The organism is Cobetia sp. 14N.309.X.WAT.E.A4 (assembly GCF_030397495.1).
Taxonomy (GTDB): Bacteria; Pseudomonadota; Gammaproteobacteria; order Pseudomonadales; family Halomonadaceae; genus Cobetia; species Cobetia marina.
Genome location: NZ_JAPNXT010000001.1, coordinates 749,048 through 775,163, shown reverse-complemented (window position 1 = coordinate 775,163; position 26,116 = coordinate 749,048). Strand labels below are relative to the sequence as shown.

The 26,116-nt window shown below is 60.0% G+C and carries 20 protein-coding genes; 7 read left to right on the top strand and 13 right to left on the bottom strand.

The features are described from left to right. Positions 1-14: 14 nt before the first annotated feature. Together OW493_RS03250 and OW493_RS03245 are read left to right on the top strand one after the other, a co-directional pair. Positions 15-857, top strand: coding sequence for a sugar phosphate isomerase/epimerase family protein (locus OW493_RS03250; RefSeq protein ID WP_289863223.1), 843 nt, complete (start codon positions 15-17; stop codon positions 855-857). A gap of 148 nt (positions 858-1,005) precedes the next feature. Next, on the top strand, positions 1,006-2,460 hold the full coding sequence (locus OW493_RS03245) for a sugar porter family MFS transporter (protein WP_176493103.1): 1,455 nt from the start codon (positions 1,006-1,008) through the stop codon (positions 2,458-2,460). A 226-nt stretch (positions 2,461-2,686) separates the two neighbouring features. On the opposite strand, the gene OW493_RS03240 is transcribed toward OW493_RS03245, so the two are convergent. The 13 genes from OW493_RS03240 to OW493_RS03180 all read right to left on the bottom strand — a co-directional run bounded on the left by OW493_RS03240 (position 2,687) and on the right by OW493_RS03180 (position 19,693). Next, complete coding sequence (locus tag OW493_RS03240) at positions 2,687-3,082, bottom strand: VOC family protein (protein ID WP_289863222.1); 396 nt, start codon at positions 3,080-3,082, stop codon at positions 2,687-2,689. A gap of 160 nt (positions 3,083-3,242) precedes the next feature. Next, entirely contained in the window at positions 3,243-4,742 is a 1,500-nt protein-coding gene (locus tag OW493_RS03235; protein WP_084208921.1) for a sugar porter family MFS transporter, read from the bottom strand. A 164-nt stretch (positions 4,743-4,906) separates the two neighbouring features. Next, complete coding sequence (locus OW493_RS03230; protein WP_289863221.1) at positions 4,907-5,815, bottom strand: TIM barrel protein; 909 nt, start codon at positions 5,813-5,815, stop codon at positions 4,907-4,909. Between the two features lie 140 nt (positions 5,816-5,955). Next, the gene (locus OW493_RS03225) at positions 5,956-7,158 is read right to left on the bottom strand and encodes a Gfo/Idh/MocA family oxidoreductase (RefSeq protein ID WP_289863220.1); all 1,203 of its coding nucleotides are present in this window, start codon (positions 7,156-7,158) and stop codon (positions 5,956-5,958) included. Positions 7,159-7,282: 124 nt separating this feature from the next. After that, positions 7,283-9,133, bottom strand: a complete 1,851-nt coding sequence (iolD, locus tag OW493_RS03220; protein WP_289863219.1) for a 3D-(3,5/4)-trihydroxycyclohexane-1,2-dione acylhydrolase (decyclizing) — start codon at positions 9,131-9,133, stop codon at positions 7,283-7,285. A 338-nt stretch (positions 9,134-9,471) separates the two neighbouring features. Next, a complete protein-coding gene (locus OW493_RS03215) occupies positions 9,472-10,236 on the bottom strand; it encodes an SDR family oxidoreductase (RefSeq protein WP_289863218.1) in 765 nt (254 codons plus the stop codon). 55 nt (positions 10,237-10,291) lie between these two features. Continuing rightward, positions 10,292-11,074, bottom strand: coding sequence for an aldolase/citrate lyase family protein (locus OW493_RS03210; RefSeq protein ID WP_289863217.1), 783 nt, complete (start codon positions 11,072-11,074; stop codon positions 10,292-10,294). 48 nt (positions 11,075-11,122) lie between these two features. Further along, complete coding sequence (locus tag OW493_RS03205; RefSeq protein ID WP_289863216.1) at positions 11,123-12,079, bottom strand: SMP-30/gluconolactonase/LRE family protein; 957 nt, start codon at positions 12,077-12,079, stop codon at positions 11,123-11,125. Positions 12,080-12,186: 107 nt separating this feature from the next. Continuing rightward, positions 12,187-13,914 carry an L-arabinonate dehydratase gene (araD, locus tag OW493_RS03200; protein ID WP_084208928.1) on the bottom strand — a complete coding sequence of 576 codons (1,728 nt, stop codon included), beginning with the start codon at positions 13,912-13,914 and terminating at the stop codon, positions 12,187-12,189. A gap of 130 nt (positions 13,915-14,044) precedes the next feature. Beyond that, a complete protein-coding gene (locus tag OW493_RS03195) occupies positions 14,045-15,271 on the bottom strand; it encodes a Gfo/Idh/MocA family oxidoreductase (protein ID WP_084208929.1) in 1,227 nt (408 codons plus the stop codon). A gap of 337 nt (positions 15,272-15,608) precedes the next feature. After that, on the bottom strand, positions 15,609-16,640 hold the full coding sequence (locus OW493_RS03190) for a LacI family DNA-binding transcriptional regulator (protein WP_084208930.1): 1,032 nt from the start codon (positions 16,638-16,640) through the stop codon (positions 15,609-15,611). Between the two features lie 677 nt (positions 16,641-17,317). After that, entirely contained in the window at positions 17,318-17,512 is a 195-nt protein-coding gene (locus tag OW493_RS03185) for a CsbD family protein (protein ID WP_054555838.1), read from the bottom strand. A 639-nt stretch (positions 17,513-18,151) separates the two neighbouring features. Next, positions 18,152-19,693 carry a carbohydrate porin gene (locus OW493_RS03180; protein WP_289863215.1) on the bottom strand — a complete coding sequence of 514 codons (1,542 nt, stop codon included), beginning with the start codon at positions 19,691-19,693 and terminating at the stop codon, positions 18,152-18,154. A gap of 375 nt (positions 19,694-20,068) precedes the next feature. On the opposite strand from OW493_RS03180, the gene OW493_RS03175 reads away from it, so the two are divergent. Genes OW493_RS03175 through ugpC form a run of 5 tightly spaced genes read left to right on the top strand, consistent with a single transcriptional unit; the run spans position 20,069 to position 26,000 of the window. Next, positions 20,069-21,337, top strand: coding sequence for an ABC transporter substrate-binding protein (locus OW493_RS03175; RefSeq protein WP_289863214.1), 1,269 nt, complete (start codon positions 20,069-20,071; stop codon positions 21,335-21,337). Between the two features lie 15 nt (positions 21,338-21,352). Continuing rightward, complete coding sequence (locus tag OW493_RS03170) at positions 21,353-22,327, top strand: sugar ABC transporter permease (protein ID WP_289863213.1); 975 nt, start codon at positions 21,353-21,355, stop codon at positions 22,325-22,327. 11 nt (positions 22,328-22,338) lie between these two features. Next, positions 22,339-23,181 carry a carbohydrate ABC transporter permease gene (locus OW493_RS03165; RefSeq protein ID WP_289863259.1) on the top strand — a complete coding sequence of 281 codons (843 nt, stop codon included), beginning with the start codon at positions 22,339-22,341 and terminating at the stop codon, positions 23,179-23,181. Between the two features lie 26 nt (positions 23,182-23,207). Next, on the top strand, positions 23,208-24,848 hold the full coding sequence (locus OW493_RS03160; protein ID WP_289863257.1) for an alpha-glucosidase: 1,641 nt from the start codon (positions 23,208-23,210) through the stop codon (positions 24,846-24,848). Positions 24,849-24,893: 45 nt separating this feature from the next. Then, positions 24,894-26,000, top strand: a complete 1,107-nt coding sequence (gene ugpC, locus OW493_RS03155; RefSeq protein ID WP_289863212.1) for a sn-glycerol-3-phosphate ABC transporter ATP-binding protein UgpC — start codon at positions 24,894-24,896, stop codon at positions 25,998-26,000. Positions 26,001-26,116: the final 116 nt, after the last annotated feature.

The following is a 26,116-nucleotide window of genomic DNA, read 5'->3' as shown; positions in this document are numbered from 1 at the left end:
CATGGAGGCACGTCATGACGCACAACATGAAAGTGGGTGTCTGTACCTGGACCTTCGGCCCGCTGCCGATCGAGGATATCTTCGCGCGGACCGCACGCCTGGGATTTGACGGGGTGGAACTGCATGGCGATCTCGACGCCTTCACACCAGACATGATCCGCGCCCTTTGCCAGACGCATGGGCTGGAAGTGTTCTCACTCACGCCGGGAGATTGCGATCCCGCCTCCCCCGACGCGTCGGATCGCGAGGCTGCCGAGACCTACTATCGACAGCTGATCGACTTTGCCCAGGCGATCGGCGGCGCGCGAGTCTCACTGCACGGACTCGTGGGGCGAATCCGTCCCGCGGATGGCAGCGATCAAGACAGCGAATATCGCCACTTGGTCGAGGCACTGAAACCACTCTGTGAGTACGCCGCCGAACGCAGTGTGCCCTTGGTCTATGAAGTCCTCAATCGCTACGAATCCCACCTCATCAACACTGCAGCCCAGTGTCGCAGGCTCATCCAGGACATCGGTTCTCCCCAGCTCAAGGTATTGCTGGATGCCTACCACATGAATATCGAGGAAGCTGATCCCGTGCGAGCGCTGGCCGAGACTGGCGATCACCTGGGGCTTTATCACGTCGCCGACTCCAATCGCGGCGGTATCGGTCAGGGGCATAGTCAGCTGGCGGATCAATTCACCCAGCTGCGGGCCATGCAATACGCCGGCCCGATCATCGTCGAGGCACCTGCCATGGGCCCTGACCCCTTCACGCCGGTCAAGACGGGCGATTATCTGACAACACTGGAAGATCAGTTGTCACGCAGTGTCTCGGCGCTTCGCCAGCATTTCGCGCTCGACGTACCTGCCTGAGCCTTCAGGCACCTTACCTCCCATGGAGTGATACCTCATCACCTGCATGGGCATAACAACATCGCGGGCAGCGAGTCACGCCAACCCACTCGTCTGCCTGTTGCCATCTGCGCGGGACGCCTTCACGTCCCAACGCTGGAGATTTCACATGACTGCCAAGCTCTCGCCCGACAGGGCCGGACATTCCCTGTCACGTCAGCAACTCGGCTATCTGATACGTATCACGCTGATCGCCACTCTAGGCGGGTTGCTCTTCGGTTATGACACCGGCGTCATCTCCGGAGCCATCGGCCCCATCGCTGAATATTTCCAACTGACACCCGCCGAAAAAGGCTGGGCGGTGTCCTCCGTCGTCATCGGCTGTATCGCAGGGGCCATCAGCGCCGGCTGGATCTCCATCCGATTCGGCCGACGCAAGGCCTTCCTGATTGCCGCCATCTTGTTCCTGCTCTCCGCCATCGGCTCTGCCACGGCGACTGATTTCCACTATTACACCCTGTGGCGCATCATCGGCGGGATGGCGGTGGGGCTGGCCAGTGTGGTCGCGCCGATGTACATCTCTGAAATGTCCCCCGGGCATCTGCGAGGTCGCACCGTCAGCCTGTTCCAGCAGTCGATCGTCTTCGGACAGATGGTGGTGTTCTTCGTGAACTACTTCATCGCCAAGGGCATGGCCGAACACTGGATGATCGACCATGGCTGGCGCTGGATGCTCGGGTCCGAGGCCTTGCCCGCCTTGCTGTTCGGCGCATTGCTGTTCTTCATTCCGGAATCGCCACGCTGGCTGGTGCTGAGAGGTCGTCCCGAGCAAGCCCGCAGCATACTGAGCCGCTTCACTCCTGCCGAAGACCTGGACCAGACACTCAACAGCATCATCACCTCCTATCGTGACTCCTCGCGGGACAATCTCATCAGTCTGCGTGAGCGCGGCCTGCTCGGGCTGGTGATACTGGGTGTCTTCATCGCCAGTGCCCAGCAACTGACCGGCATCAATGTCGTTATGTATTACGCGCCGGACGTATTGTCCTCGGTGACCGCCAGCAGCGAGGATGCCCTGCTGCAGACCTCGATCATGGGTGTCACCTTCGTGGGCGGCAACCTGCTGGGGATGTTGTTGATCGACAAGGTCGGGCGTCGCCCACTGCTGATTGCCGGCAGTATCGGCAGCATGATCGGCATGTGTGCATTGGGCATCATCATCGGGCGAGATGCGGTGGGCTATGGCGCGCTGTTCGCGCTGATCGTCTACGTGGTGTCCTTCGCCATTTCCTGGGGCTGTGTCTGCTGGACACTGTTGTCGGAAATCTTCCCCAACGCGATTCGTGGACGCGCCATGGCGCTGGCCGTGGCTGGCCAATGGTTCGCGGGTTTCATGGTCACGCAGACCTTCCCGATGCTGCGCGAGAGTGACTGGCTCAACCACCTGTTTGGCAGCGGTTTCAGCTTCTGGCTCTATGCCGTACTGACGCTGATGAGCCTGCTGGTGGTATTGCGCTATGTGCCGGAAACCAAGGGCAAGACCCTGGAAGAGCTGGAGAACATCACCGGCACTCGCCTCAGCAAACGTCGGCGGGCGCTCGCCAGCACAAGCTTGAGCAGCTGACGGCCATTGGTGACGCCCAACGTCGTCTGGGCATCATGACCCATGTGCCCAATGACACATGAGTTGCATGCCACATGAGTTGCATGACACATGAGTTGCATGCCACATGAGCTCCTTGCCGACCACCTGATCACGTGGCCTTGGCAAGGAGCTTTCCTGTAGGGAGCCCGGGTGGGGAAAATTCAGCAGTACAGCACAGGGCACCCTCCTGGCATTGCACATGCGCTCAATACGCCATCTGCCCCACGAATCCGGCCTCATCTCGAATCCCTACTCGATTACCATCCGGGTCATGCAGATGGATCGTCCTCCCCCAGGGCGTCTCTTCGATCTCGGCCTCGATCCCCCATGCCCTGACCTCCGCCAAGGCCTTTTCGATGTCGCTGACATTGAAGCGCAGCTTGGCGCTACCTTGCTCGGGACTCTTGCCTCCCTCAATCGCCCTTCCGCCCTGCTCGATCATCAAATATCCGTCTCCATAGGCCAGGCAGGTCAGCCTGAAACCGCCATCTTCCTTGTTGAAAAGAAGCGGCAGTTCAAAAAGGCCCTGGTAGAACGCGACACACTCATCGAACCGCTCTGTATTCAATATCAGGCCATACCGTGCGACGTTATGCTTCATCCCTGTGTCCTCTGGAAGCAGCTCGGGGTCTCTTGAGCATGCCACCGATGACAAGGCAGGACGATGTCGCTTTCACAAGAATACGCTCCCGCCGGCGCATGAAGATTGCCAGCGGGAGCGTCGCGCAACAGAGTGATGGCAAGCTTTGAGCGCTGCTGTTTTACTCCGTTGTCAGCGGCAAGCCTTGACGCGCCAACCGGCGACGACGCTTGCTGAGACGAGTCCCGGTGATGCCTTCCAGCTCTTCCAGGGTCTTGCCCTTGGTTTCCGGCACGTACCGCAGCACGATCAGCAGACTGAGGAAGGTCAGCACCGCATAGAGCCAGAAGCTGAAACCGCCACCGACCAACTCATTGAGGAAGTCGCTCTGGCGCATCATCGGGAAGGTCTGGGTGACGATGAAGCCGAGCAGCCACTGTGCGGCGACGGCCAGTGACATGGCGCGTGCGCGGATGGCATTGGGGAATATCTCGGAGACCAGTGTCCAACAGACACAGCCCCAGGAGATGGCAAACGAGACGACATAGACGATCAGGGCGATCAAGGCGCTGATGCCCGGTTCGCCATTGCCGATCACGACACCCAGGAAGGTCATGCCGACGATGCTGCCAAGGCTCCCGGCGATCAGCAGCGGACGGCGCCCGACCTTGTCGATCAGCAGCATGCCCAGCAGGTTACCGGCGACGAAGGTGACGCCCATGATGGAAGTCTGCAGCAAGGCGTCTTCATTGCTGGATGTCACCGTCGACAGGACATCAGGCGCGTAATACATCACCACATTGATGCCAGTCAGCTGTTGGGCGGCGGCGATAAAGACACCGATGGCCACCAGCCCCAACATTCCCTTGGTGCGCAGAGACGCGTGGCGTTTGCTCTCGTTGTGCTGGAAGGATTTCTGGATCTCGCCCAGGGTGCGCTCGATGGCATCGGCGTGATAGAAGCGCGCCAGTACCCGCCGCGCATCATCCAGACGTCCTTTCAACACCAGCCAGCGCGGGGATTCCGGTACGAAGGGAATCAGTACCGCGAACAGGATCGAGATGATGGCTTCCGATCCCAGCATCCAGCGCCAGCCATGATTCAGGATCCAGGTCTCGGCCATGCCCTTGGCGATGAAGTAGTTCACGAAGAACACCACCATCTGGCCAAACACCACGGATTGCTGGAACAGGCTGACGGTGCGCCCACGCATGTAGCCCGGTGACATCTCGGAGATGTACATCGGTGCCATGACGCTGGCCATCCCGACCGCCAGCCCCCCCAGAATCCGCCACCAGATATAGGCATCGAAGGAGCCCGCCAGGCCAGAGCCCAATGCGGAAGCCGTGAACATCACGGCTGACAGCATGAACACGGCCTTGCGACCATAGGCGATGGACAGGCGACCGGCGATGAGGGCGCCACCGATGCAGCCTATGACAACGGATGATACTGCCCAGCCCTTCTCTGCGGCGGACAGGTCGAAATATTCTGCGATCGGCCCGATGGCCCCGGAGATGACCCCCGTGTCATAACCGAACAACAGGCCGCCCAGGGCAGCCACCAGAATGATCTTGATCAGAAAGACGAGCTGGGTTGGCGTGAGACGCTCTTGTGCAAGTGATGTGGGTGAGTTGGCTGAAGAGGCAGCGGTTTCGCGGCCAGGGTGTGAAGTGGGCATGACGACCTCTCGTGATCGATTGTTATAGTATTACGAGAACTGCTGAGGCAGATGTGGCTCGTGCATTCATGGCCCGTGACGGACCACGCTGGCGAGACAAGTCATTGCGGTACCTTCCATGCCCTGCCGTCTTCTGGCGTGATGACGGCAGGGCTTCTTGCGGATCAGGCTTCGGCCAGCCCTTTCTCCAGTATGCTGCGTTCGATGAATTCGCGGCTTTCGCGGGCGTTTTCCAGCGCGCTGTTGTCCTTGGTCGGGTCCACGTCCTGCTCGACGGTGATCCAGCCTTGATAGCCGATGGAAACCAGGCTCTCGCGGACCGCGTCAAAGTCCACACAGCCCTGTCCCAGCGGGCAGAACACGCCCTGGCCGATGGCGGTATAGAAGTCGATGCCATCCTTAACCACGCTTTCGAGTACTGGCGCCTGAATATCCTTGAAGTGGATATAGGCCACACGCTCACCGTAGGTTCGGATCAGTTCTGCCGGATCGATCCCGGCGTAGGTGCAGTGCCCGGTATCGATGCACAGCTTGACCAGATCAGCATCCAGCTCAGCCATCGCACGGTCCACTTCATCGCGATACTCAATGTAGGTGCCGGCATGCGGATGCAGCACCGGTGTGACCGCATATTCCTGACAGATTTCCGCCACCTGACGGATAGTGACCATCATCTCGCTCCACTGCGCATCATCGAGACGGGTCGCGGTTTCCTGCTGGCCGGCTTCATCGGTACGTGGCGAGCTGACATGGTCGATGATGACCATGTAGTTGCCCTGCTGAGGCTTGAGCACTTCACAGGTCGCGCGGGTGTAATCCAGGATTTCCTGACGGCGTGACGCATCGTGCAGATGCTTGAAGATGGTACCGGCGATCAGCTCGAGCCCTCGACTGTCCAACGCGGACGCCAGTGCGGCCTGCTCGGTCGGCAGGTAATTGAGCGGGCCAAGCTCCGTCGCCTTGAAACCGGCGCCGGCGATTTCGTCGAGCACGGTCTGCCAGCTGGGATTGGCGGGATTGTCGGCGAACTCGATACCCCAGGAACACGGTGCGTTGGAAAGTTTGATGTGCATGATGATGTCCTTCTTCTTGGCGTTGTCGTTGTCTTTCGGGATGACCATCGTCAGTGACGTGGAAATGAGGCCTCACATCGGGTGCCGAACGAGTGGCAACGGTGGAGCCGACATGAGGCGCTCCTGATGTCGCAGTCAGATCAGAACGCGACCCAGCGATTCTCGTTGTCAGAGGATTCCACACAGCACTCCAGCAACCGCACGCCTTCGATGCCTGCATCGATATTGGGGAACCAGAGAGACCCCAGCTCCTGCTCCGACAGGCCAAGGTGTTGAGTACCTGTGCCATTCCGGCGTGCTTCAGCGCCCTGCATGGCGAGGGCATAACGGTGATAGACATTGGCCCAGGATTCGAAGAAGCCTTCCGCGTGGCCGCCGCCGATGCGATTGCTGTTCACGGCGTTGTCGCCCTCGGCCAGATAGCCCATGCCACGTTCCAGAATCCGTACCGGTTCGCCCTGGACCTCGTAGCGCAGCTGGTTGGGATATTCATCCCACCATTCGATACTGGCCTTCTCTCCCACCACACGAATCTTCTGCTGATGCATGGATCCCGCATTCACCGCACTGGCCCACAGTGACCCCACCGCGCCGTTCTGGTACTGGAGCAACACCTGGGCGTTGTCTTCCAGCGGCGCCCGCGAGGCCACGAAGCTTTGGCGGTGGCACATCAGGCGTTCGACCTTGAGTCCGGTGATGAACTGGCCGGCATAGAAGATGTGCGTCCCGAGATCCCCCAGCACATAAGTCGGCCCGGAAACGGCAGGACTGGTACGCCACTTGGCGCCGCTGCTGACCTGTTCGACCGGCTGGCTATGGAAGCCATGGGCAAATTGCATGTTGACCATGCGCACCTGCCCCAGCTCACCGGACTGCACCATGGCACGTGCCTGATGCAGCATCTGATAGCCGCTGTAGCCATACATGACACCGAAGACCAGACCGCGCGCCTGTGCTTCAGCCTTGAGCTCCTCTGCCTCGGCAACCGTGAAGGTCACCGGCTTTTCACAGATCACATGCAGGCCAGCCTTGAGCGCCGCCAGGCTGATGGCATGGTGAGTACTGTTGGGTGTGGCGATGCTGACGGCCTGAATGCCATCGTCGCGGGCAGCTTCGGCATCGAACAGGCTGGCGTAATCCGGGTAGCAACGCTCTGGATCGAGCCCCAGGTTGGTGCCGAATTCACGACCGCGTTCCGCGTCGAGATCGAAGGCACCGGCGACCAGCTGGAACAAGTTGTCACGATGGGCAGCAGCACGATGGGCGTGGCCGATTTCACTGCCACGGCCACCACCGACCATGGCCCAGCGCAGCGGCGCGAGATTGTGTTCTTCATTGAACATCAGAGATTCTCCTGGCAAATGCATGGGTGCTGATAATTGGCGTTGTCATTGCAGAGGTGTTCATGAGGCCCGTTGCTGCGTGCGCCAGGCCTCACGACTCACGCAGAATCAAAGTCCAGCAGAATCAAAGCCCACGGCGCTGATGGACACGGCCGGCATTCATGGCGGCCACCTGTGCTTCATCCACGTCCTCGCGGACGACTTCCGGTAGCCCCACATCCCACCAGCAGTCACAGGAAGACCACTTGGTGGAATCGATATCCACCACGATGACGTAGGTGCGTGGGCTCTCCTTGGCGCGCTGGTAAGCGGCCCGGAAATCACTGATGTCACTCAGGTGCTCACCGTAGGCACCTTGCGACTGGGCATGCTGGAGGAAGTCGACGCGTACCAGCTCGTCGGCCTGGCTACGACAATCGGCCAGCATGTTGTTGAAGGAAGGGTTGCCGCTGTTGTTCTGCAGCTTGTTGATGACCGCAAACCCGGCGTTGTCACAGACGACAACGATCATCTTGTGGCCAGTCAGTACCGAGCTGTAGATATCGGAATTCATCATCATGTAGGAGCCGTCGCCGACCAGGACCACGACCTCGTTGTCGGGGTTGGCGATCTTGGCACCCCAGCCACCGGCCACTTCATAGCCCATGCAGGAGAAGCCGAACTCGATGTCGAACTTGCCGAGCTGCTTGCTCTGCCAGTTCATGTTCAGTTCTGCCGGCAGGCCACCGGCGGCCGTCAGCACGGTATCACCGGGCTCCTGCACCGCATTGACGCTGGCAATGACCTGGGCGTAGGACGCCATCTGCCCCGCCACGATCTCCCCGCGGTTGGCGCACAGGGATTTCCACTCGGCGACTTCGGCCTGGCCCTTTTCCAGCCAGCGCTGATCGGCCTGCCATTCACCCAACCCTGAATCAAGACGCGCCAGCGTGTGACGAGCATCGCCGATGACCGCCATGGCGCGATGCTTGATGGCATCCATATGCGCCACGTTGACGGATACGATCTTCACCGCCGGATTGCGAAATACCGACCAGGACCCGGTGGTGAAGTCCTGCAGACGTGTGCCGATGGCCACCAGCACATCACATTCCGCTGCCATGGCATTGGCGGAATTCGAGCCAGTCACGCCGATGGGGCCCATATTGCAGGGGTGAGATTGCAGCAGGGAAGAACGCCCTGCGATGGTCTCGACCACCGGGATATTGCGACGCTGAGCAAACTCCGCCAGCAACTGATTGGCTTCGGAATAATGCACACCACCGCCAGCGATGATCAGTGGCTTCTCGGCCTTTTCCAGCAGAGAAATAGCCGCTTCAATCGAGCGTGTGTCAGCTTCCGGGCGACGAATATGGTGAATGCATTCTTCGAAGAGCGCCTCTGGATAGTCATAAGCCACGCCCTGGATATCCTGAGGCAATGAAATCATGACCGGGCCGCAATTGGCGGGATCCGTCAGGGTCGCGATCGCGGTCGGCAAGGACTGCATGAGCTGTGCGGGGTGAGTGATGCGATCCCAAAAACGAGTGACGGGCTTGAAGGCATCATTGACGCTCAGGCTGGGCTGATGGGCATGCTCGACCTGTTGCAGCACCGGGTCTGGCAGGCGCGAGACATGCGCATCGCTGGCAAACATCAGCAACGGCAGTCGGTTGGTATGCGCGATACCCGCCGCCGTGATCATGTTGGTGGCTCCCGGCCCGATGGAGGTACTCGCGATCCCGATCCGCTGACGCTTGTTGGCCTTGGCGTAGGCAACGGCAGCAACCGCCATGGATTGCTCATTCTGGCCGCGCCATATCGGGATGGTGTCCTGGATGTTGTGAAGCTGTTGCCCCAGGCAGGTCACATTGCCGTGACCGAAGATGGCGAACCCGCAACCGAACAAGGTCTCGACTTTACCGTCGATGTCGATCTTCTGCGCCGCCAGATATCTGGCGATGGCTTCGGAGACGGTCAATTCTATCGTTTTCATTCCTCTCTCCCGACGAGCATATGGCGTTGTTTTATTGTGTGCATTCAGGTCGAAAAATCGGCACCTGAAGCTCAGTGATCATGACGCAGGAAAATGATGGTCAGCGCTGAATTCTTCACCGTTTGAAAAGACACTAGCAGTGCCTGAAAACGTTTTCATCCAAATTTCAAAAAAAAGGCCTCGCCTTGGATCAAAGTTCAATAAGGTCAATCATGCATGATTGAAGTGGCCTATCCGACAGGCAGAAAAGACACGTTTCACCTATCGAGAGGCGTATCAGCAACGTCGCCTTGCCCCGGCCCTCTTCCCCACGACACAGCCCATACAGACCCGTCCCTCTAGACCAGCCCACCATCCACGATATAGGTCTGCGCGGTGATCATCCGGCTATCGTCCGCGGCCAGGAACAGCACCATCCGTGCGACGTCCTCCGGCTGCACACGTTGATGCAGACTCTGATTTTCCAGCACCTGGCGCTCAAGCTCCGGGTCCCACCACAAGGCTTTCTGGCGCTCGGTGATGACCCATCCCGGCAAGACCGTATTGACGCGAATTCCGGCGTCTCCCATGTCACGCGACAGCGTCCGCGTCAGGCCGATGGTAGCGGCCTTGGCGCTCGAGTAGCCCGTGATATCACGCGAACGCCTCAAGAAACTGGGAGAGCTGAAGTTGATGATCGCCCCGCCGCCCGCTGCCTGCATGCCAGCAAACACCGCCTGGCTTGCGAAGACTACATGTCGCAGGTTGGTAGCCTGCAGGTTGTCCCATGTCTCGACATCCAACTCCGACAAAGGCACACGCGTATCCCGAGCCGCATTGTTGATCAGTACTTCAATCGTCCCGAACTCATCAGCGGCAGTACAGATCACAGCACGAAGCTGTGTAATATCGGTCACGTCACAATGCTGATAGCGTACCTTCCCACCTGTGCCTGAGAGCTGCTCCGCCAGCGCTTCGCCTGCCGCATCATCGATATCGACGAAGCTCACACAGGCCTGTTGCTTGCAGAAATGCTCGACCAGCGTGGCGCCAATGCCACTCGCGCCCCCACTGATGAAGACATGTCGCCCCTCAAGACTCGGATAACGTGCAAATTGACTCATGTTGCCTCTCCTCTCCTATCGCGGGTTCGTGACTTGCAGGTAACGCACGCCTCGATCAATACCCTTCGCGGTGATCCGTCTCGCGCTCCATGGCACTCAACAACTCGCGGGCCCCTGCCATCAGCAGACGAGTATCTGACCCGACGGTGACGAGGTCACAGCCACGTGCCAGCATTCGCTTCGCATGCGCAGCCCCCCCATTGTGGATACCGACGATCTTGTCATGCAGACGAGCCCGCTCGATGAGCTGACCGATCAAGTCATCCATCGGGCCATCCCCGTGATCGAACCCCGGAGCATGGCCATGAGAGAGCGCCAGATCCGCGGGACCGATATAGAGGCCATCCAGCCCCTCGACAGCGAGAATTTCCTCGAGGTTCGCCACGCCTTCGCGGGTCTCGATCATGCCCAGCACCAGCATCTCGTCGTTGGCATGACGGGCATAATCCGCACCGCCATACAGCATGGCGCGATGAGGGCCGAAGCTGCGCATCCCCAGCGGGGGATAACGACAGGCAGCCACCAGTGCCCGGGCGTCTTCCGCGTTGTTGATCAAGGGAGCAATCACCCCATAGGCACCGGCATCCAGCACCTTCATGATCAAACCGGGTTCCAGGCTCGGCACTCGCACCAGCGGAACGGTGTCAGTGGTGGAGATGGCCGTCAGCATCGGCAGCAGATCGCTGTAATCGATCACCCCGTGCTGCAGGTCGATGGTCAGGCTGTCCCAGCCCTGATGGGCCATGATCTCTGCCGAAAAGGCACACGGCATGGAGAGCCAGCCATTCACGACGCCCTCCTTTCGGGCAATGCGTTGCTTGAGGCGATTGAGGCGCATGGGGTCTCCCTTTGGAGTTCATCAATGGTGGAAGTCACAAGGGACAGGTTACTCGTGAGGCTCACGAATCGTGACCCGGGAGGGTGAGCGTTCCCCACTCGGCATGTCGGGGGATGCTGGAGAGCGAGAGGCAAAGGCGGCGACGGGGACGCCCGGCACCTCAACCTCCAGGGCGAACACGCTGCCGGACAAGGGGGCCGCGGCCAGCGCCTCAGGGCTCATGCCCTTGCGCAAGGTGGTCACGTAAAGCGTTGTCATGTCGGCCCCGCCGAAGCACGGCATGGTCGGGCCGGGACATGGCAGGTGGACCTGGCGCGCCAGACGTCCCTCGGCATCCCAATAATTGAGCACTCCGCCAAAGACGCCTGCACTCCAGTAGCCTCCCGCCATATCCATCGCTCCGCCATCGGGGCGGCCGTGCAGTGCAGACTGGGTCTCGGCGAATACCCGCGGTGTGCCCATGACACCACTTTCCGGGCAGTAGTCCGCAACATGGATGGTGTCGCGTCGCGTATCCGCAAAAAGCATGCGCCGTCCATCAGCGCTCCAGGCCAGGCCATTGGCGACGATGAGACCTGACTGCAGCCGTTGGGTCTGTCCAGTGGGAGCGACATCATAAAAATGCCCCAGCGGCCGTGAACGACTCGCCTCATCCATGGTGCCGATCACGAAGTGTCCATTCGGCGCGACCTTGCCATCATTGAAGCGCGTGCCAGCCAACGGCTCTCCGGGTGGGCAGGCCAGGAACTCCAGTGCACCAGACGCGAAATCGAGCAGATGGATTCCCGAGCGCATGGCAACGATCAGACGCCCATCGGCACAGCGCCCGAAGGCACCCAAGGTCTCTGGCAGCACGCGACGCTCTCGCTTGCCATCGCTCAGGCAGTAGCGCTCGATCGCCGGGGCATAAAGGTCTGCCCAGAACAGGCTATTGCCACTGGCATCCCAGACCGGGGATTCGCCCAGTTCCGCCCGGGCCTCTATCAGCAGTTCGATTTCCGCCATTTCCTGGACTCCCGTCGACGATGGCCATGGCACCTGCGTGCGCGCACGCCTCCCATACCTCTGCTCCGATACCCTCGACCTCATCTCCCTGCTTCACGCAGCGACGTTCAATAGATATCGGGTTCAGGGGTACTGCCAGGCGCGCCATTGGCAAAGTCGAAGTCACAGCCTTCATCCGCCTGGGTGACATGTGCCTTGTAGAGAGAGGCATAGCCGTGAGGGTGCCGATCCCTGGGCGGCTGCCAATCCGCCAGTCGGCGCTGGATCTCCTCTTCGTCGACCATCAGGTCCAGCCGACGATTGGGGACATCGACCGCGATGATGTCACCGGTCTGAACGATGGCCAGCGGCCCGCCGACGGCGGCTTCCGGCGCCACATGCAGAATGCAGCTGCCATAGCTGGTGCCGCTCATGCGCGAGTCGGAGATCCGCAGCATGTCACGCACGCCTTGTTTCAGCAGCTTGGCCGGAATCGGCATCATGCCCCATTCCGGCATGCCGGGGCCGCCCACCGGCCCGCCATTCTTGAGCACGATGATGCTGTCGGCCGTGACCGGGAGGTCCTCATCATCGATGCGTGCCTTGAGGTCGGCGATGTTCTCGAACACATAGGCAGGCCCTTGATGGACATGCAGGCGAGGGTCCGCCGCGGTCGGCTTGATGATGGCGCCCTTCGGCGCCAGGCTGCCGGTCAGCACGGCAGTCCCTCCCGAGGCATTGACCGGACTGTCCAGCGGGAGAATGACTTCCGGGCGCCAGACCTTGGCACCCTCGATGTTGTCGCCCAGGGTACGGCCGGTCACGGTCATGGCGGAGAGTTTCAGCTCACTGCCGATGTTCGTCATCAAGGCCGGAAGCCCCCCGGCATAGAAGAAGTCTTCCATCAGATATTCGCCGGAAGGCTTGAGGTTCAGCACCAGCGGCACACGACGCGATATCTCGTTGAAGCGCTCCATCGGCAGCGTGATTCCGAGACGCCGCGCCATGGCCACGATGTGGATGATGGCGTTGGTCGAGCCCCCGATCGCCATGTCGACGGCAATCGCGTTATCAAAGGATGCCTCGCTCATGACATCGGTCGGCTTGAGATCTTCCCAGACCATTTCCACCGCTCGCTTGCCGCTGGCGTAGCACATGCGGTTGTGATTGGCGTCCACCGCGGGAATGCTCGAGGCCCCCGGCAAGCTCATGCCCAGCGATTCCCCGATCGACATCAGCGTTGCCGCCGTGCCCATGGTCATGCAGGTGCCCGGAGAGCGGGCAATACCGTTCTCGATCTCGTTCCAGTCACTCTGACTGACGTTGCCGATACGCCGTTCATCCCAGTACTTCCAGACATCCGTACCGCTCCCCAATACCTGACCACGGTAATTGCCACGCAGCATGGCGCCGGCCGGCACATAGATGGTCGGCAGATTCATGGAGATCGCGCCCATGAGTACGCCCGGCGTAGTCTTGTCACACCCGCCCATGACCACGGCACCATCCACGGGGTAGCTGCGCAGCAGTTCCTCGACTTCCATGGCCAGCATGTTGCGATACATCATGGCGCTGGGCTTCATCAATTGCTCACCCAGTGACATGGCAGGCAATTCGACAGCAAAGCCCCCCGCCGCCGTGATGCCACGCTTGATATCCTTGACCCGCTCAGGGAAGTGGGAATGGCAGGTATTGAGGTCATTCCAGGTATTGATGATCGCGATCACCGGCTTGCCGACGAACTCCTCTCCCCAATAGCCCATCTGCTTGACGCGGGAGCGATGCCCGAAAGAGCGCAGATCATCCTGCTTGAACCAGCGATTACTGCGCAGATCGTCGACCCCTTTCCTGTTCATCCCGTACTCCTTGCAACGTGATTGACCGAACAATGGCGTAGCAGAACCCGCACCGGCTGCCGCGAGGGCGACCCGTCATTGCGTCATTCCTGAATGAAGTGGCGTTGGCTATCTCAATGGAACCATCGAATCAGCGCGCCAATTGACTGTCCCGCCGCGAGGGCAGAGACACCCAGTCACCATTGCGCCGACTTGAGTCGAGCGCGGTGGCAGCGAATTCGACACCGCGGACCCCGCTACGGATGTCGGGATACCAGAGGGCAAGCGGATCGACAGGGATGCCCTGCTGGCTGGCCGTGATGTCTTCATGAAGATCGCTGTACAGCGAGGAAAAGGCTTCGCGATACCCCTCGGGATGTCCAAAGGCCACTCGCGAGATACGCGTGGAGGCATCATGCAGGCCGGCCGCCCCCTTGGAGAGCAGTAAAGGGGCGCCATCGAGCCGTCGGAACAGGAGCTGATTGGGGGTTTCCTGGTGCCACTCAAGGCCGCCGAGACTGCCGAAGATCCGGAAGCTCAGGCCATGTTCTGCGCCGGCCGCCGCCTGGGTAATCCACATCAGCCCGCGGGCGCCATTGGCATAGCGCAACAGTACGTTGGCGTTATCGTGCGCTTCGCGTCCGGCCACGCTGGCGGTCACGTCGGCACTCAACTCACTTGTCTCAAGTCCGGAAACATACTCGAGCATATGGAAGGCGTGGGTCGCGATGTCATTGAGAATCATCGATTCTCCCGCGATGGCCGGATCCATGTGCCAGTCATGCCCCGCCTTCTCGGCATCCGTCAGGCTCGCCAAATGCCCCTGGACGTAGTCACATTGCAGCTGACGAATCTCGCCCAGTTCCCCGTTCTCGATCATGGCGCGTGCCTGACGCACCATCGGATAGCCGGTATAGCCATAGGCCATGCAGAAGCGCAGCCCTGCCCGCTCGGCGATCGCTTCAAGCTCTTTCGCCTGAGCCGGATCATTGACCAGCGGCTTTTCACAGACGACATGAAAGCCCAGCTCCAGAGCCAATCTGGCCAGGGCGAAGTGACTGTCGTTGGGCGTGAGAATGGCGATGACCTCAGCCCCATCTTCGCGAGCGGCTTCCTCGCGCAGCAGTGACTCACCATCGCCGTAACCACGTGCGATGTTGAGTTGCTCCGCCTGCTGGCGTGCGCGCTCAGGATTTGAGGACAGTGCCCCTGCCACGACGCGGTACCGCCCATCCATCTGTGCCGCTGCACGATGGACCTGACCGATGAAGGACTGGACACCACCCCCTATCATCCCCAGACGCAATATCTGTGGAGTCTCGTCATGAGACTGGGTCTGGAGGCGTTCGGCGCAAGCGGTTGTGGTCGGCTGAGTCATGGTGCATCCCGGCTTCAGGCATGAATGGCATTGTTGTTTTCTCGCACACCACCGTCGTGAACCTCTTGGCGTCGGTGCGCGGCATACCGAGCAGCCTAGCGCAGCCAAACCGGCTTTGAAAATGTTTTCAAAGCCATTTAGACCAAGGGACGAGACGGGAGAAAACCAGGTGATCCGATGGGGTTCAGCGCATGGCGCATGGCACCTGGAAGATGAGCGCCTGAAAGATGTAGTCGCTGTGCAAGCGCTGGAAGACAGGCGCGAAGTCCAGAGAGAATCCTCTGAAGCTTCATCCAGAGTGAGACGTATCCAGAGCAGGTTTCGTCAAGAGTGGGTCTCAGCCGACGTGCTGGGTCGTGCCGCGCTGGGTGATATGACATGGCATGATGATACGGTCTGGCGCCGTATCCCCTTGCTTGATGCGCACGAACAACAACGACACCGTCTTGTTGACCATTTCCGTGAAGGGCTGGCAAATCGTCGTCAGATCATAGGATTTGCTTGAGGCAAAGCGGATGTCATCCACCCCGACGATGCCGATGTCCTGCGGAATCCGGTGAGAGAATTCGTGGCGAATCGCATCCATGCCACCACAGGCCATGATGTCATCGAAGTAGAAGATACTGTCAGGAATGACCTCGGCGGCAGCGAGCAACTCACAGGTCGCTTCATATCCTGCGTCGTAGCTGTGACGGTGCCCCTCGCCCACACCATGCAGCGTGAGTCCGCGCTGCTCCAGGCGCTCGATGAAACCACGCTTTCTGTCCAGCGTGGCCTGTTCCTTGGTCGATGCCCCCACATAGGCCAGGCGGCGATAGCCATGATCAATGAGATGATCCGCTGCCATTCGGCCCATTTCGACATCGTCACAGGTGACGACGCTTGCACCGGAATCTTCGCCATCACGCCCAAAGATCGCGACCGGCGTGTTCTGCCTGGCACAGGCTTCGACCAGCTCAGGAGGGACAGAGGCCGACGTGACGATCAGTGCATCGACGTGATACTCCATCACCAACGAGACGGCTTCCGAAATGCTTTTCTCGGTGTTCACGTTGATCAGCAACGTATGGCAGTTGTGTCGTTGTATGGCCGCCGAAAACTCGCTGAGAATCGCCAGATAGACCGGATTCTCGAAATTCGTCACGAGAATGCCGATCAAGCTGGACTGTGACTTGATGCCTCTCGCCAACCGATTCGGCTTGTATCCCAGGCGCTCTGCTACCGCCAGAATACGACGGCGCATCTCGGGTGAACTGCTCCCTTCCGGATTCATGGCACGCGAGACCGCCGCTATCGAGACATTGGCCTCTCTGGCCACATCCGTGATGGTGACGCGCTTGGTGGCAGGTGCGCTGTCGGTTTTTTTCATGCTCTCTCCCTAACGAGGCTCAATGCCCAATATCTCATCAAGGCATCCCACCCCACATTGGATAATCATTGGCCGACCATATCGCGGATCACGCAAGCATGCAGCAGGCACATGATGAAGGATACAGCCGTATCACGTTGGCTTTGACGTGTGCCACCAGAGAGTCAATATCCTCCTTTCGATAACACGACCCTGGCGACTATCTCTGGCAGCATGAGTGCTCAGGACCACAGTAGAACTGACGCAACAGACGATGCATCGGTTACTGGAGCCTCGTCGTGGTACACCCGGACGATGACCTTGGATACGACTTGGAGGTCGCCGATCACGAAGATATTGCAAGGGGCTTTGGCAGTAGATGTATTGCTATGCCCCTATAGCCCCCTCCTGGCAATGGGCCAATGAGCACATCAATGGCTTGGCACGGCAGTACTTCTCCAGGGAGCAGTCTCCAAGAATGTCAGTACAGCTGAGCTACGCAAGATGCGTCGAGAAACCGAATGACCATTCCCGACAACGCCTATGCTGTCGAATAGCCAGCCCACGTATTCTCGAGAAAATATTTTAAAACCCTGCATGCCATGCGTGCTGCTCTTGTTGCTGGAGCTCAAACACAAAAAACCGATGCCTGCAAAATGCAAGCATCGGTAACATAAAATATATATATTAAAAAAACTTCACGAATCGGACAGTTTATCCCATTCTTTTTCAGCATCTTCTTTCTTCATGCCATAACGCTCTTGAACCTTCCCGACAAAGTGCTCCTTGCGACCCGCAATTTCGTCGACATCTTCATCGGTAAGCTCTCCCCAACCTTCGCGCACCTTACCTTTGAGTTGCTTCCACTTACCTTCGGCGATATCGCTATTCATGGCAGCCTCCTAAATAAAACAGATAATGCGACAAATAAAAATCAACCAATGACCCGTCACATGCTGTGATTGAGCCTCATGGCAGGCCACGAATATAAGCTAGCACAGATATTAGTGGTCAACAACAGCCCTACCGCTTCAACTCATTGGTGGGGCTGCCATTGACTTGAAATGAAATATAGCGCGAGCCAGCAAATCCGATACAACATCATCGACAAAAAGTTCCCTTCATCTTTCCGTGGCATATCGTCATTTACCGACTCCCAACAATCAATATAAAAACCGTCATTAAATGTATAGGAAAAAACGTTCAGCATAACTCATCGACAACTCACTGTAGGGTGCCGGATGATCTATTTTCACAACGAATTTATCCTTTATTAGCCTCTCGTAAACGCATCAAGTAATTCATACAGGAAAGGCATCATGGTTATCAAGCTGCATAAGCAAGGGATAACGACACCGAAAATTCATGCCAACTTCCCAATCAGCTCCTTCCAGCATTACGGAGAAAAGATATCGCTGGTCAGCTTGGGGTCAGCGTCTCAACCATCCAGCGCTAGCGTTACAAAAAACCCGCGGCTAACCGCGGGCAAGATCGAAACACTGGCAGGCGATGACTGGCTTGGCGTCCTGTTCCTAGAACCATACCTCGCTCTGGACACCGAAGGCCCATTCACCTCCCGTGAAACCTGCACTCCCGAGCGCATCTTCATCCGAGAAGTCATTGAGCTCCTCATCCCAGTCACTCCAGGACGCGAACAGGCGGATTTCCGGACGTTTCCAGAAGCCACCGACTTCAGGCTTGAAGGTCGGCGCGATGGTGAATTTTCGATAGCTCCCTTCCACGGCAGTGCCTGAGGCACCGGGGTCAAGATCCATCCATTGATAGCTGAGTTCGTATTGCATCTCGAAATTCGCCGTCAGCTCATTGGCCAGACGCGCATTGAACGTCGCCCAGGAGTATTCGTCGCCTTCGGCATAACGGTCTTCACTGACTTCCGCCAGCACGGCCGGTGCCAGACGCCACTTGGGCGCGAGATAGGTCGTGCCATACAGACCGAGTCGAGTCGAGGTCGCATCATCTGTCAGATTCCCGTCACCCCCGATGACCTTCGTCTCCGCGCCAAGCCCTCGGCCATGCAGCACGGCGGCCTTGAAGCTGCCGTCGGCGAGACCAAAGAAGCTGTCGCCATGATAGGCCAGCATGGTATGGAACCCGGAATCCGCGGCTGTGGCGCCCGTGTCCATGGCGCGCTCTTCGTTGTCTGCGGCAGACAATGCACTGACCATCCACTGCCAGTTGCCGACGTAGTTGTTCATCGTGAAGGTCAGGTTGTCGGTATCGCCGCCAGTGTCGGAATCCTCGGTCGGATATTCACTGTAACTGCGTCCGTAGACCGAGAAGTTGGCTTTCCAATCATCGGTGAGCTGGACGTCGTAGATACCCGCGCCGGTGCCGGCAAGGAAGATGAAGTCACTGTCGAGCCAGTGGATGTCGAAGTTGTCCCGATCGAAGCGCTTGCCGGCCCAGATGGCGGAATTCTCGAAGGCGCCAGTGAAGCTCGGCAGATCGCTCAATTCCACGTAGACCTGTCGTACGTTCAGGCTGGACTCGTCCGAGGTCCAGTCGTTGCTGGTCTCCACCCCGTCGGCAATCATGGTGCGGTAGTGCGCCTTTGCCCCGTTGTCGTAGCGCGTCTTGTAGTTGAGCACCGTCTCGACATAGGTATCGGGCTCATTCCCCAGCCGCCCGACCGCTCCCCCCACCGACCCCGCCGGGGTGAGATAGGGGCCGCCATCAATGCTCTTGCCCCCCTCCCCGATCAGGAGACCTGAGCGGGCATAGGCATTGAAGGAGAAACCTTCCTCGCCACTGGCCTGACGCTCCACGGCGGCCAGACGCTCTTCGAGGTCCTCGGTCTGCACGGTCACGCGCGCGGGTTGATCAGTCTCATTCGTTCGGCGCTGAACGGCCATCGCCTGCTCTGCCTCGGCGGCGCGACGCTCAGCCGCTCTGGCCCGCTGTTCGGCGTCATTGATGCGCTGCTCCAGCTCTGCGAGCCGCGCCTCGATGTCGCCCGTGCTGTCGGCAGTGGCGAGACCACTGGTACTCATGATGGCAATGGCAACAGCCATGGCCAGAGGGGCCTTGAGCGGGCGCTGGGGGAAAGTAGTCATGTTGGAGAGAGCCTTTGTTGTTGTTGACGAATCACTCGCTTGGCGATGATCAGCGAAGTGGCGCCTTCGTCATTGGCGTTGTCGTAGGCGCCATACTCACTTAATCGTTTAAGACCCTAGTGGCAATCTGGCCTCTCAGACACACGACCTATGTCGAAATTCGACCAAAGGGGAGCGATCACCGCGTAAAACTCCCATTTCTGGCAACATATCAGCGACAGCAAGACCAAAGTTCAGGTTGCGGATATCGACGCCAATCGCTTGACTGTGACTACGCCTTAATCGATTAAGAAGCCACCATCGGACGACGTTGTGACTCTCCCCCACCCAGTCGTCCGATGCGGGTCAAACAACAACAAGTGACGAGGATCCACCATGCAACGCAAGACGCTAATCGCCTCAAGCTTCGCCCTGCTGGGAGCGGCCACCACCGCCCCTGCGATGGGCGCGGACCTGACCATCTCCTGCGGTGCGGTCGGGGCCGAACTGGAACTCTGTGAACAGGGCGTCGCTGCCTGGGAAGACAAGACCGGCCATGACGTCGACATCGTTTCCACGCCCAATTCCTCGACGGAACGCCTCTCGCTCTACCAGCAGATTCTGTCGGCCCAGTCCGGGGATATCGACGTCCTGCAGATCGATGTGGTCTGGCCGGGGCTGCTCGCCAATCACCTGCTTGATCTGCACCAGACGCTCGGCGAAAAGGCGGCGCAAGGCCACTTCGCGACCATCGTCGACAACAACACGGTGGATGGCCGCCTGGTGGCCATGCCCTGGTTCACGGATGCCGGGGTGCTCTACTACCGCAAGGACCTGCTGGAGAAGTACGGGTTCGCACCTCCCGAGACATGGCAGGAATTGACAGAGACCGCCACGCAGATCCAGGCGAAGGAGCGTGAGGCGGGCAGCGAGAAGATGTGGGGTTACGTCTTCCAAGGGCGTGCCTATGAGGGCCTGACCTGCAACGCCCTGGAGTGGGTCGCCAGCAATGACGGCGGCGCCATTGTCGATGCCGATGGCGAGATCACCATCGACAACCCCAACACGGCCACTGCACTCGACCTGGCCGCCAGCTGGATCGGCGAGATCACCCCGCAGGGCGCACTCAATTATTCCGAGGAAGAAGCCCGCGGCATCTTCCAGTCCGGCAACGCCGTCTTCATGCGCAACTGGCCCTACGCCTGGTCGCTGACCCAGAGCGATGACAGCAAGGTGGCCGGCAAGGTCGGGGTGGTCAAGCTGCCCCATGGCGCCGAGGGAGAAAGCGCGGCGGCGCTGGGCGGCTGGAATCTGGCGGTCTCGAAGTACAGCGAGAATCCCGAGCTCGCCTCTCAGCTGGTGGCCTTCCTCACCGGTGAACCCGAGCAGAAACGCCGAGCCATCCAGGCCGCCTACAACCCGACCCTCACGGCCCTGTATCAGGACGAGGAAGTGCTCACCGCCGTGCCCTTCTTCGGCACGCTCTACGACACCTTCACCAATGCCGTGGCACGTCCGTCTGCCGTCACCGGTGACAACTACGGCCAGGTCAGCAACGCCTTCTTCAATGCGACCCACAGTGTGCTGAGCGGCGAGCAGAGCGGCGCCCAGGCCGTGGCTCAGCTGAAGGGCGAGCTGGCTCGCATCAAACGTCGTCGCTGGTAACCCGGGAGGTTTCGCATGACAACCACGCTCAATGAGTCAGTGCCGACGGACACGCCCTCGGCCCGGGCCCGCAAACGCGGCACCAAGGTCAGACGCCAGCGGGTACGTGCGGCCTGGACCTATCTCGCGCCGATGCTGGTCGCGCTGGCCCTGGTGGCCGGCTGGCCCCTGCTGAGAACCTTCTATCTCAGCCTGACCGATGCCTCGCTCTCGGACACGACCGGTGCCGCCTTCATCGGCTTCGAGAACTATCTCGTGAAGGACGACGGCGTCTGGTACGGCCTGCTGGCTGACCCGGTGTGGTGGAATTCCGTCTGGAACACCGTCTATTTCAGCGTCATCTCGGTGTCGCTGGAAGTCGTCTTCGGCATCATCGTGGCCCTGCTGCTCAACGCCGAATTCAAGGGGCGCATGCTGGTCCGCGCCGCGGTGCTCATCCCCTGGGCCATCCCGACCATCGTCTCCGCCAAGATGTGGGCCTGGATGCTCAATGACCAGTTCGGAATCATCAACCATCTGTTGATGGGGCTGGGGCTGATCGATGCGCCACTGGCCTGGACGGCGGATGCCGATCTTTCGATGTGGGCCGTGATCATGGTCGATGTCTGGAAGACCATCCCGTTCGTGGCACTGCTGGTACTCGCCGCGCTGCAGATGCTGCCCAAGGATTGCTATGAAGCCGCCGAGGTCGATGGCATCCACCCGGTGAAGGTGTTCTTCCGTGTCACCCTGCCATTGATCACCCCGGCCCTGCTGGTCGCCGTGATCTTCCGTCTTCTCGATGCACTGCGCGTCTTCGACGTCATCTATGTGCTGACCTCCAACTCGTCCAGCACCATGACCATGTCGATCTACGCCCGCCAGCAACTGGTGGAGTTCCAGGACGTGGGCTACGGCAGTGCCGCCTCCACGATGCTGTTCCTGATCATCGCGCTGGCCGTCGTGGTCTACCTCTACCTTGGCCGCCGCCAACTGGGAGTGGAGAAATGAATCAGACTCCGATGAATCGCTACCAGATGACCCGACTCGCCAAGCATGTCGGCAAATGGGCCTTGATCGCCATCATCATCGTCTACGCCGTGTTCCCCTTCTATTACGCGGTGATCACCTCACTGAAACCGTCCAGTGAGCTGTTCGAGGTCAACTACTGGCTGACCTCGCTGGACTTCAGCAACTATGCCCAGATCTTTGCGCAGAAGAGCTTCCTGCAGGCGATCGGCAACTCGATCCTGATCGCCTTGAGCGTCGTGTTTATCGCGCTGCTGCTGGGCATCACCGCCTCCTATGCGCTGGGACGCGTGCGCTTTCGCGGTCGCTCCACCGTGATGCTGATCATCCTCGGGGTCTCGATGTTCCCTCAGGTCGCAGTGCTCTCCGGGCTGTTCGAGGTGATTCGCAGCCTGAATCTCTACAACAACCCCGGTGGCCTGATTCTCAGTTACACCATCTTCACGCTGCCCTTCACCGTCTGGGTACTGACGACCTTCATGCGTCAGCTGCCCATGGAACTGGAAGAGGCCGCGATCATGGACGGCGCCACACCGTGGGAGACCATCACCAAGGTCTTCCTGCCCCTGATGTGGCCGGCCATGGCCACCACCGGGTTGCTCGCCTTCATCGCGGCCTGGAACGAGTTCCTGTTCGCCTTGACCTTCACGCTGACCGACAGCGAACGCACCGTGCCGGTCGCCATCGCCCTGATCTCCGGCGGCAGCCAGCATGAGCTCCCCTGGGGCCCCATCATGGCCGCCTCCGTCACCGTCACCATACCGCTGGTCATCCTGGTGATGATCTTCCAGCGCCGCATCGTATCCGGCCTGACCGCCGGCGCCGTCAAAGGATAATCGTCATGTCATTGCTCGAAGCCCAAATGCAGACCTCCTCCAGCTGGTGGCGCGGTGGCGTCATCTACCAGATCTACCCGCGCAGCTTCCTGGATAGCAACGGCGACGGGATCGGGGATCTGCCGGGCATCACCGCCAGACTCGATTACGTGGCCTCCCTGGGCGTGGATGGCATCTGGCTGTCACCCTTCTTCACCTCTCCGATGCTCGACTTCGGGTATGACATCAGCGATTACCGTGATGTCGACCCGATGTTCGGCACCCTGGAGGACTTCAAGGTGCTGCTGGAGCGCGCTCACTCGCTCAATCTCAAGGTCATGATCGACCAGGTGATCAGCCACACCTCCGATGAGCATCCCTGGTTCCAGCAAAGCCGTCAGGACCGTACGAATGACAAGGCCGACTGGTTCGTGTGGGCAGACCCCAAGCCCGACGGCACGCCGCCCAACAACTGGCTGTCGATCTTCGGCGGCTCGGCCTGGACCTTCGATTCACGCCGCCAGCAGTATTACCTGCATAACTTCCTGACCAGCCAGCCCGACGTGAACTTCCACCACCCGCAAGCCCGGCAGGCACAGCTCGACAACATGCGCTTCTGGCTGGAGCTGGGCGTCGATGGCTTCCGCCTGGATACCGTCAACTTCTACTTCCATGATCAGGCCCTGCGCGACAACCCGCCGGTGCCGGCGGGCGAGGCCAAGACACTGGGCGCGCCGGATTCCAACCCCTATACCTGGCAGCGACACGTCTATGACCTGAGTCGTCCGGAAAACCTCGACTTCCTGAAAGCGCTGCGCGCCCTGATGGATGAATACCCGGGCACCACCACGGTGGGCGAAATCGGTGATGACAAGCCGCTGGAGCGCATGGCGGAATACACCGCTGGGGGCGACAAGCTGCACATGGCCTACGGGTTCGATCTGCTCAATGCGCCGCATTCCGCAGGCTATATCCGCGAAGTCATCGAGCGCTTCCAGCGTCTGGCCGGCGATGCCTGGCCGTGCTGGGCGCTGTCGAACCACGACGTCGTGCGCAGCGCCACACGCTGGGGCGCCGACGAAGACCCGGTGGCCTACCCCAAGGTCGCTCTGGCCATGGTGCTGTCACTGCGCGGCAGCGTCTGCCTCTACCAGGGTGAGGAGCTGGGCCTGCCGGAAGCCGACGTGCCCTTCGAGCGCATTCAGGACCCCTACGGCAAGGTGCTGTGGCCGGAATTCAAGGGCCGCGACGGTTGCCGGACCCCCATGCCCTGGCGTCAGACGGACCAGGGGGACTTCTCGAGTGTCGAGCCCTGGCTGCCGGTCGATGAACGCCACCTCCCCCTGGCCGTGGCCAATCAGGAAGACGACGCCAACTCGGTCTTGCATGCCACCCGCGCCCTGCTGAATTTCCGCCATCAGCATCCGGTATTGCGTGAGGGAGACATTCAGCTGGTGGACATGGGGGACGAGCTGCTGGGCTTCCTGCGCGAGCATGACGGCACGCGCATGCTGTGCCTCTTCAATCTCACGGGCGCTGAACAGGTCACCGCACTGCCGCAAGCCTACGCCGGCAGCGCGCGTCTGCTCGAAGGCGCAGGCTTTACTGCCGAGCTGGACACGGCCCAGTCCCAGGCGGCGCGGCTGGTGCTTCCCGCCTATCAGGCTGCCTTCCTGGCACTCGACTAACCTTCTTTCGAAAGCCGGTGCCGAGCACCGGCTGGGAGTCGCAAGATGACAAGCGTAACCCTCTCCAAGATCAACAAGACCTTCGGCAGCACGCACATCATCAAGGATCTGGATCTCAAGATCGGCAGCGGCGAATTCGTGGTCTTCGTCGGGCCGTCAGGCTGTGGCAAGTCGACCCTGTTGCGCCTGATCGCCGGACTGGAATCGATCACCGACGGTGAGATGCATATCGCCGGCGATCTGGTCAATGACCTTCCCCCGCGTGAGCGTGGCGTGGGCATGGTCTTCCAGTCCTATGCCCTCTACCCGCACATGACGGTGTACGAGAACATGGCCTTCGGCCTCAAGCTTGCCAAGACCGACAAGGAAAGCGTCGAACAACGCGTGATGGAAACGGCGCGCATCCTTCAGCTCGAGGAGTTGCTGCACCGCAAACCCAAAGAGCTTTCCGGCGGCCAGCGACAGCGCGTTGCCATGGGGCGCGCCATGGCGCGTGAGCCGAAGATCCTGTTGTTCGATGAGCCGCTCTCCAACCTGGATGCCTCGCTGCGAGTCCAGATGCGCAATGAGATCGCCCGCCTGCACCACCGCCTGGGCTCCACCATGGTCTACGTCACCCACGACCAGGTCGAAGCCATGACCCTGGCCGACAAGATCGTGGTACTGCGTGATGGGCGCATCGAACAGGTCGGCAGTCCCCAGACGCTCTATCAGGCGCCGGCGACCCGCTTCGTGGCCGGCTTCATCGGCTCCCCGACCATGAACTTCCTGCCGGCGGAGCTGGTGCGAAGCGAGGGCAATGGCTGTCGCATCTCGACGCCCGGGATCGGCGAGCTGGAGCTGCCTCGCGATGCCGGCGACGAGCGTGCCGGCAGCCGTCTGACGCTGGGAATTCGTCCCGAACACCTCTGCCTGGAAGAGGCCCGCGGCGACAATGCCTTCGAGATCGTCAACGTCGAGTACCTGGGCAACGAAGTCTACGTCTATCTCGACCCGAAAGACGGCGACAGCCTGCTGATCCACCGCAGCGAAGCTCCCAGTCAGTGGAAAATCGGCCAGCGCGTCGCACTGGTGCCGGACCTGGAGCACGTGCATCTGTTCGACAGCCAGGATCGTGCGCTGAGCCTGACCCGGCAACGCCAGGCAGCCTGAACTGCCCTCCTGTAGAGGACACCCTATCTTGAGAAACGGCTCTGCGTGATGTCTATTGGCTCACGCAGAGCTGAGTACCCTCTCCACTCATCCAAGCTCCCGTCCGATGGCAACCG

Coding starts and splice junctions, on each gene's coding strand:
- OW493_RS03250 (WP_289863223.1), top strand. CDS start 15: ATGACGCACAACATGAAAGTGGGTGTCTGTACCTGGACCTTCGGCCCG.
- OW493_RS03245 (WP_176493103.1), top strand. CDS start 1,006: ATGACTGCCAAGCTCTCGCCCGACAGGGCCGGACATTCCCTGTCACGT.
- OW493_RS03240 (WP_289863222.1), bottom strand. CDS start 3,082: ATGAAGCATAACGTCGCACGGTATGGCCTGATATTGAATACAGAGCGG.
- OW493_RS03235 (WP_084208921.1), bottom strand. CDS start 4,742: ATGCCCACTTCACACCCTGGCCGCGAAACCGCTGCCTCTTCAGCCAAC.
- OW493_RS03230 (WP_289863221.1), bottom strand. CDS start 5,815: ATGCACATCAAACTTTCCAACGCACCGTGTTCCTGGGGTATCGAGTTC.
- OW493_RS03225 (WP_289863220.1), bottom strand. CDS start 7,158: ATGTTCAATGAAGAACACAATCTCGCGCCGCTGCGCTGGGCCATGGTC.
- iolD (WP_289863219.1), bottom strand. CDS start 9,133: ATGAAAACGATAGAATTGACCGTCTCCGAAGCCATCGCCAGATATCTG.
- OW493_RS03215 (WP_289863218.1), bottom strand. CDS start 10,236: ATGAGTCAATTTGCACGTTATCCGAGTCTTGAGGGGCGACATGTCTTC.
- OW493_RS03210 (WP_289863217.1), bottom strand. CDS start 11,074: ATGCGCCTCAATCGCCTCAAGCAACGCATTGCCCGAAAGGAGGGCGTC.
- OW493_RS03205 (WP_289863216.1), bottom strand. CDS start 12,079: ATGGCGGAAATCGAACTGCTGATAGAGGCCCGGGCGGAACTGGGCGAA.
- araD (WP_084208928.1), bottom strand. CDS start 13,914: ATGAACAGGAAAGGGGTCGACGATCTGCGCAGTAATCGCTGGTTCAAG.
- OW493_RS03195 (WP_084208929.1), bottom strand. CDS start 15,271: ATGACTCAGCCGACCACAACCGCTTGCGCCGAACGCCTCCAGACCCAG.
- OW493_RS03190 (WP_084208930.1), bottom strand. CDS start 16,640: ATGAAAAAAACCGACAGCGCACCTGCCACCAAGCGCGTCACCATCACG.
- OW493_RS03185 (WP_054555838.1), bottom strand. CDS start 17,512: ATGAATAGCGATATCGCCGAAGGTAAGTGGAAGCAACTCAAAGGTAAG.
- OW493_RS03180 (WP_289863215.1), bottom strand. CDS start 19,693: ATGACTACTTTCCCCCAGCGCCCGCTCAAGGCCCCTCTGGCCATGGCT.
- OW493_RS03175 (WP_289863214.1), top strand. CDS start 20,069: ATGCAACGCAAGACGCTAATCGCCTCAAGCTTCGCCCTGCTGGGAGCG.
- OW493_RS03170 (WP_289863213.1), top strand. CDS start 21,353: ATGACAACCACGCTCAATGAGTCAGTGCCGACGGACACGCCCTCGGCC.
- OW493_RS03165 (WP_289863259.1), top strand. CDS start 22,339: ATGAATCGCTACCAGATGACCCGACTCGCCAAGCATGTCGGCAAATGG.
- OW493_RS03160 (WP_289863257.1), top strand. CDS start 23,208: ATGCAGACCTCCTCCAGCTGGTGGCGCGGTGGCGTCATCTACCAGATC.
- ugpC (WP_289863212.1), top strand. CDS start 24,894: ATGACAAGCGTAACCCTCTCCAAGATCAACAAGACCTTCGGCAGCACG.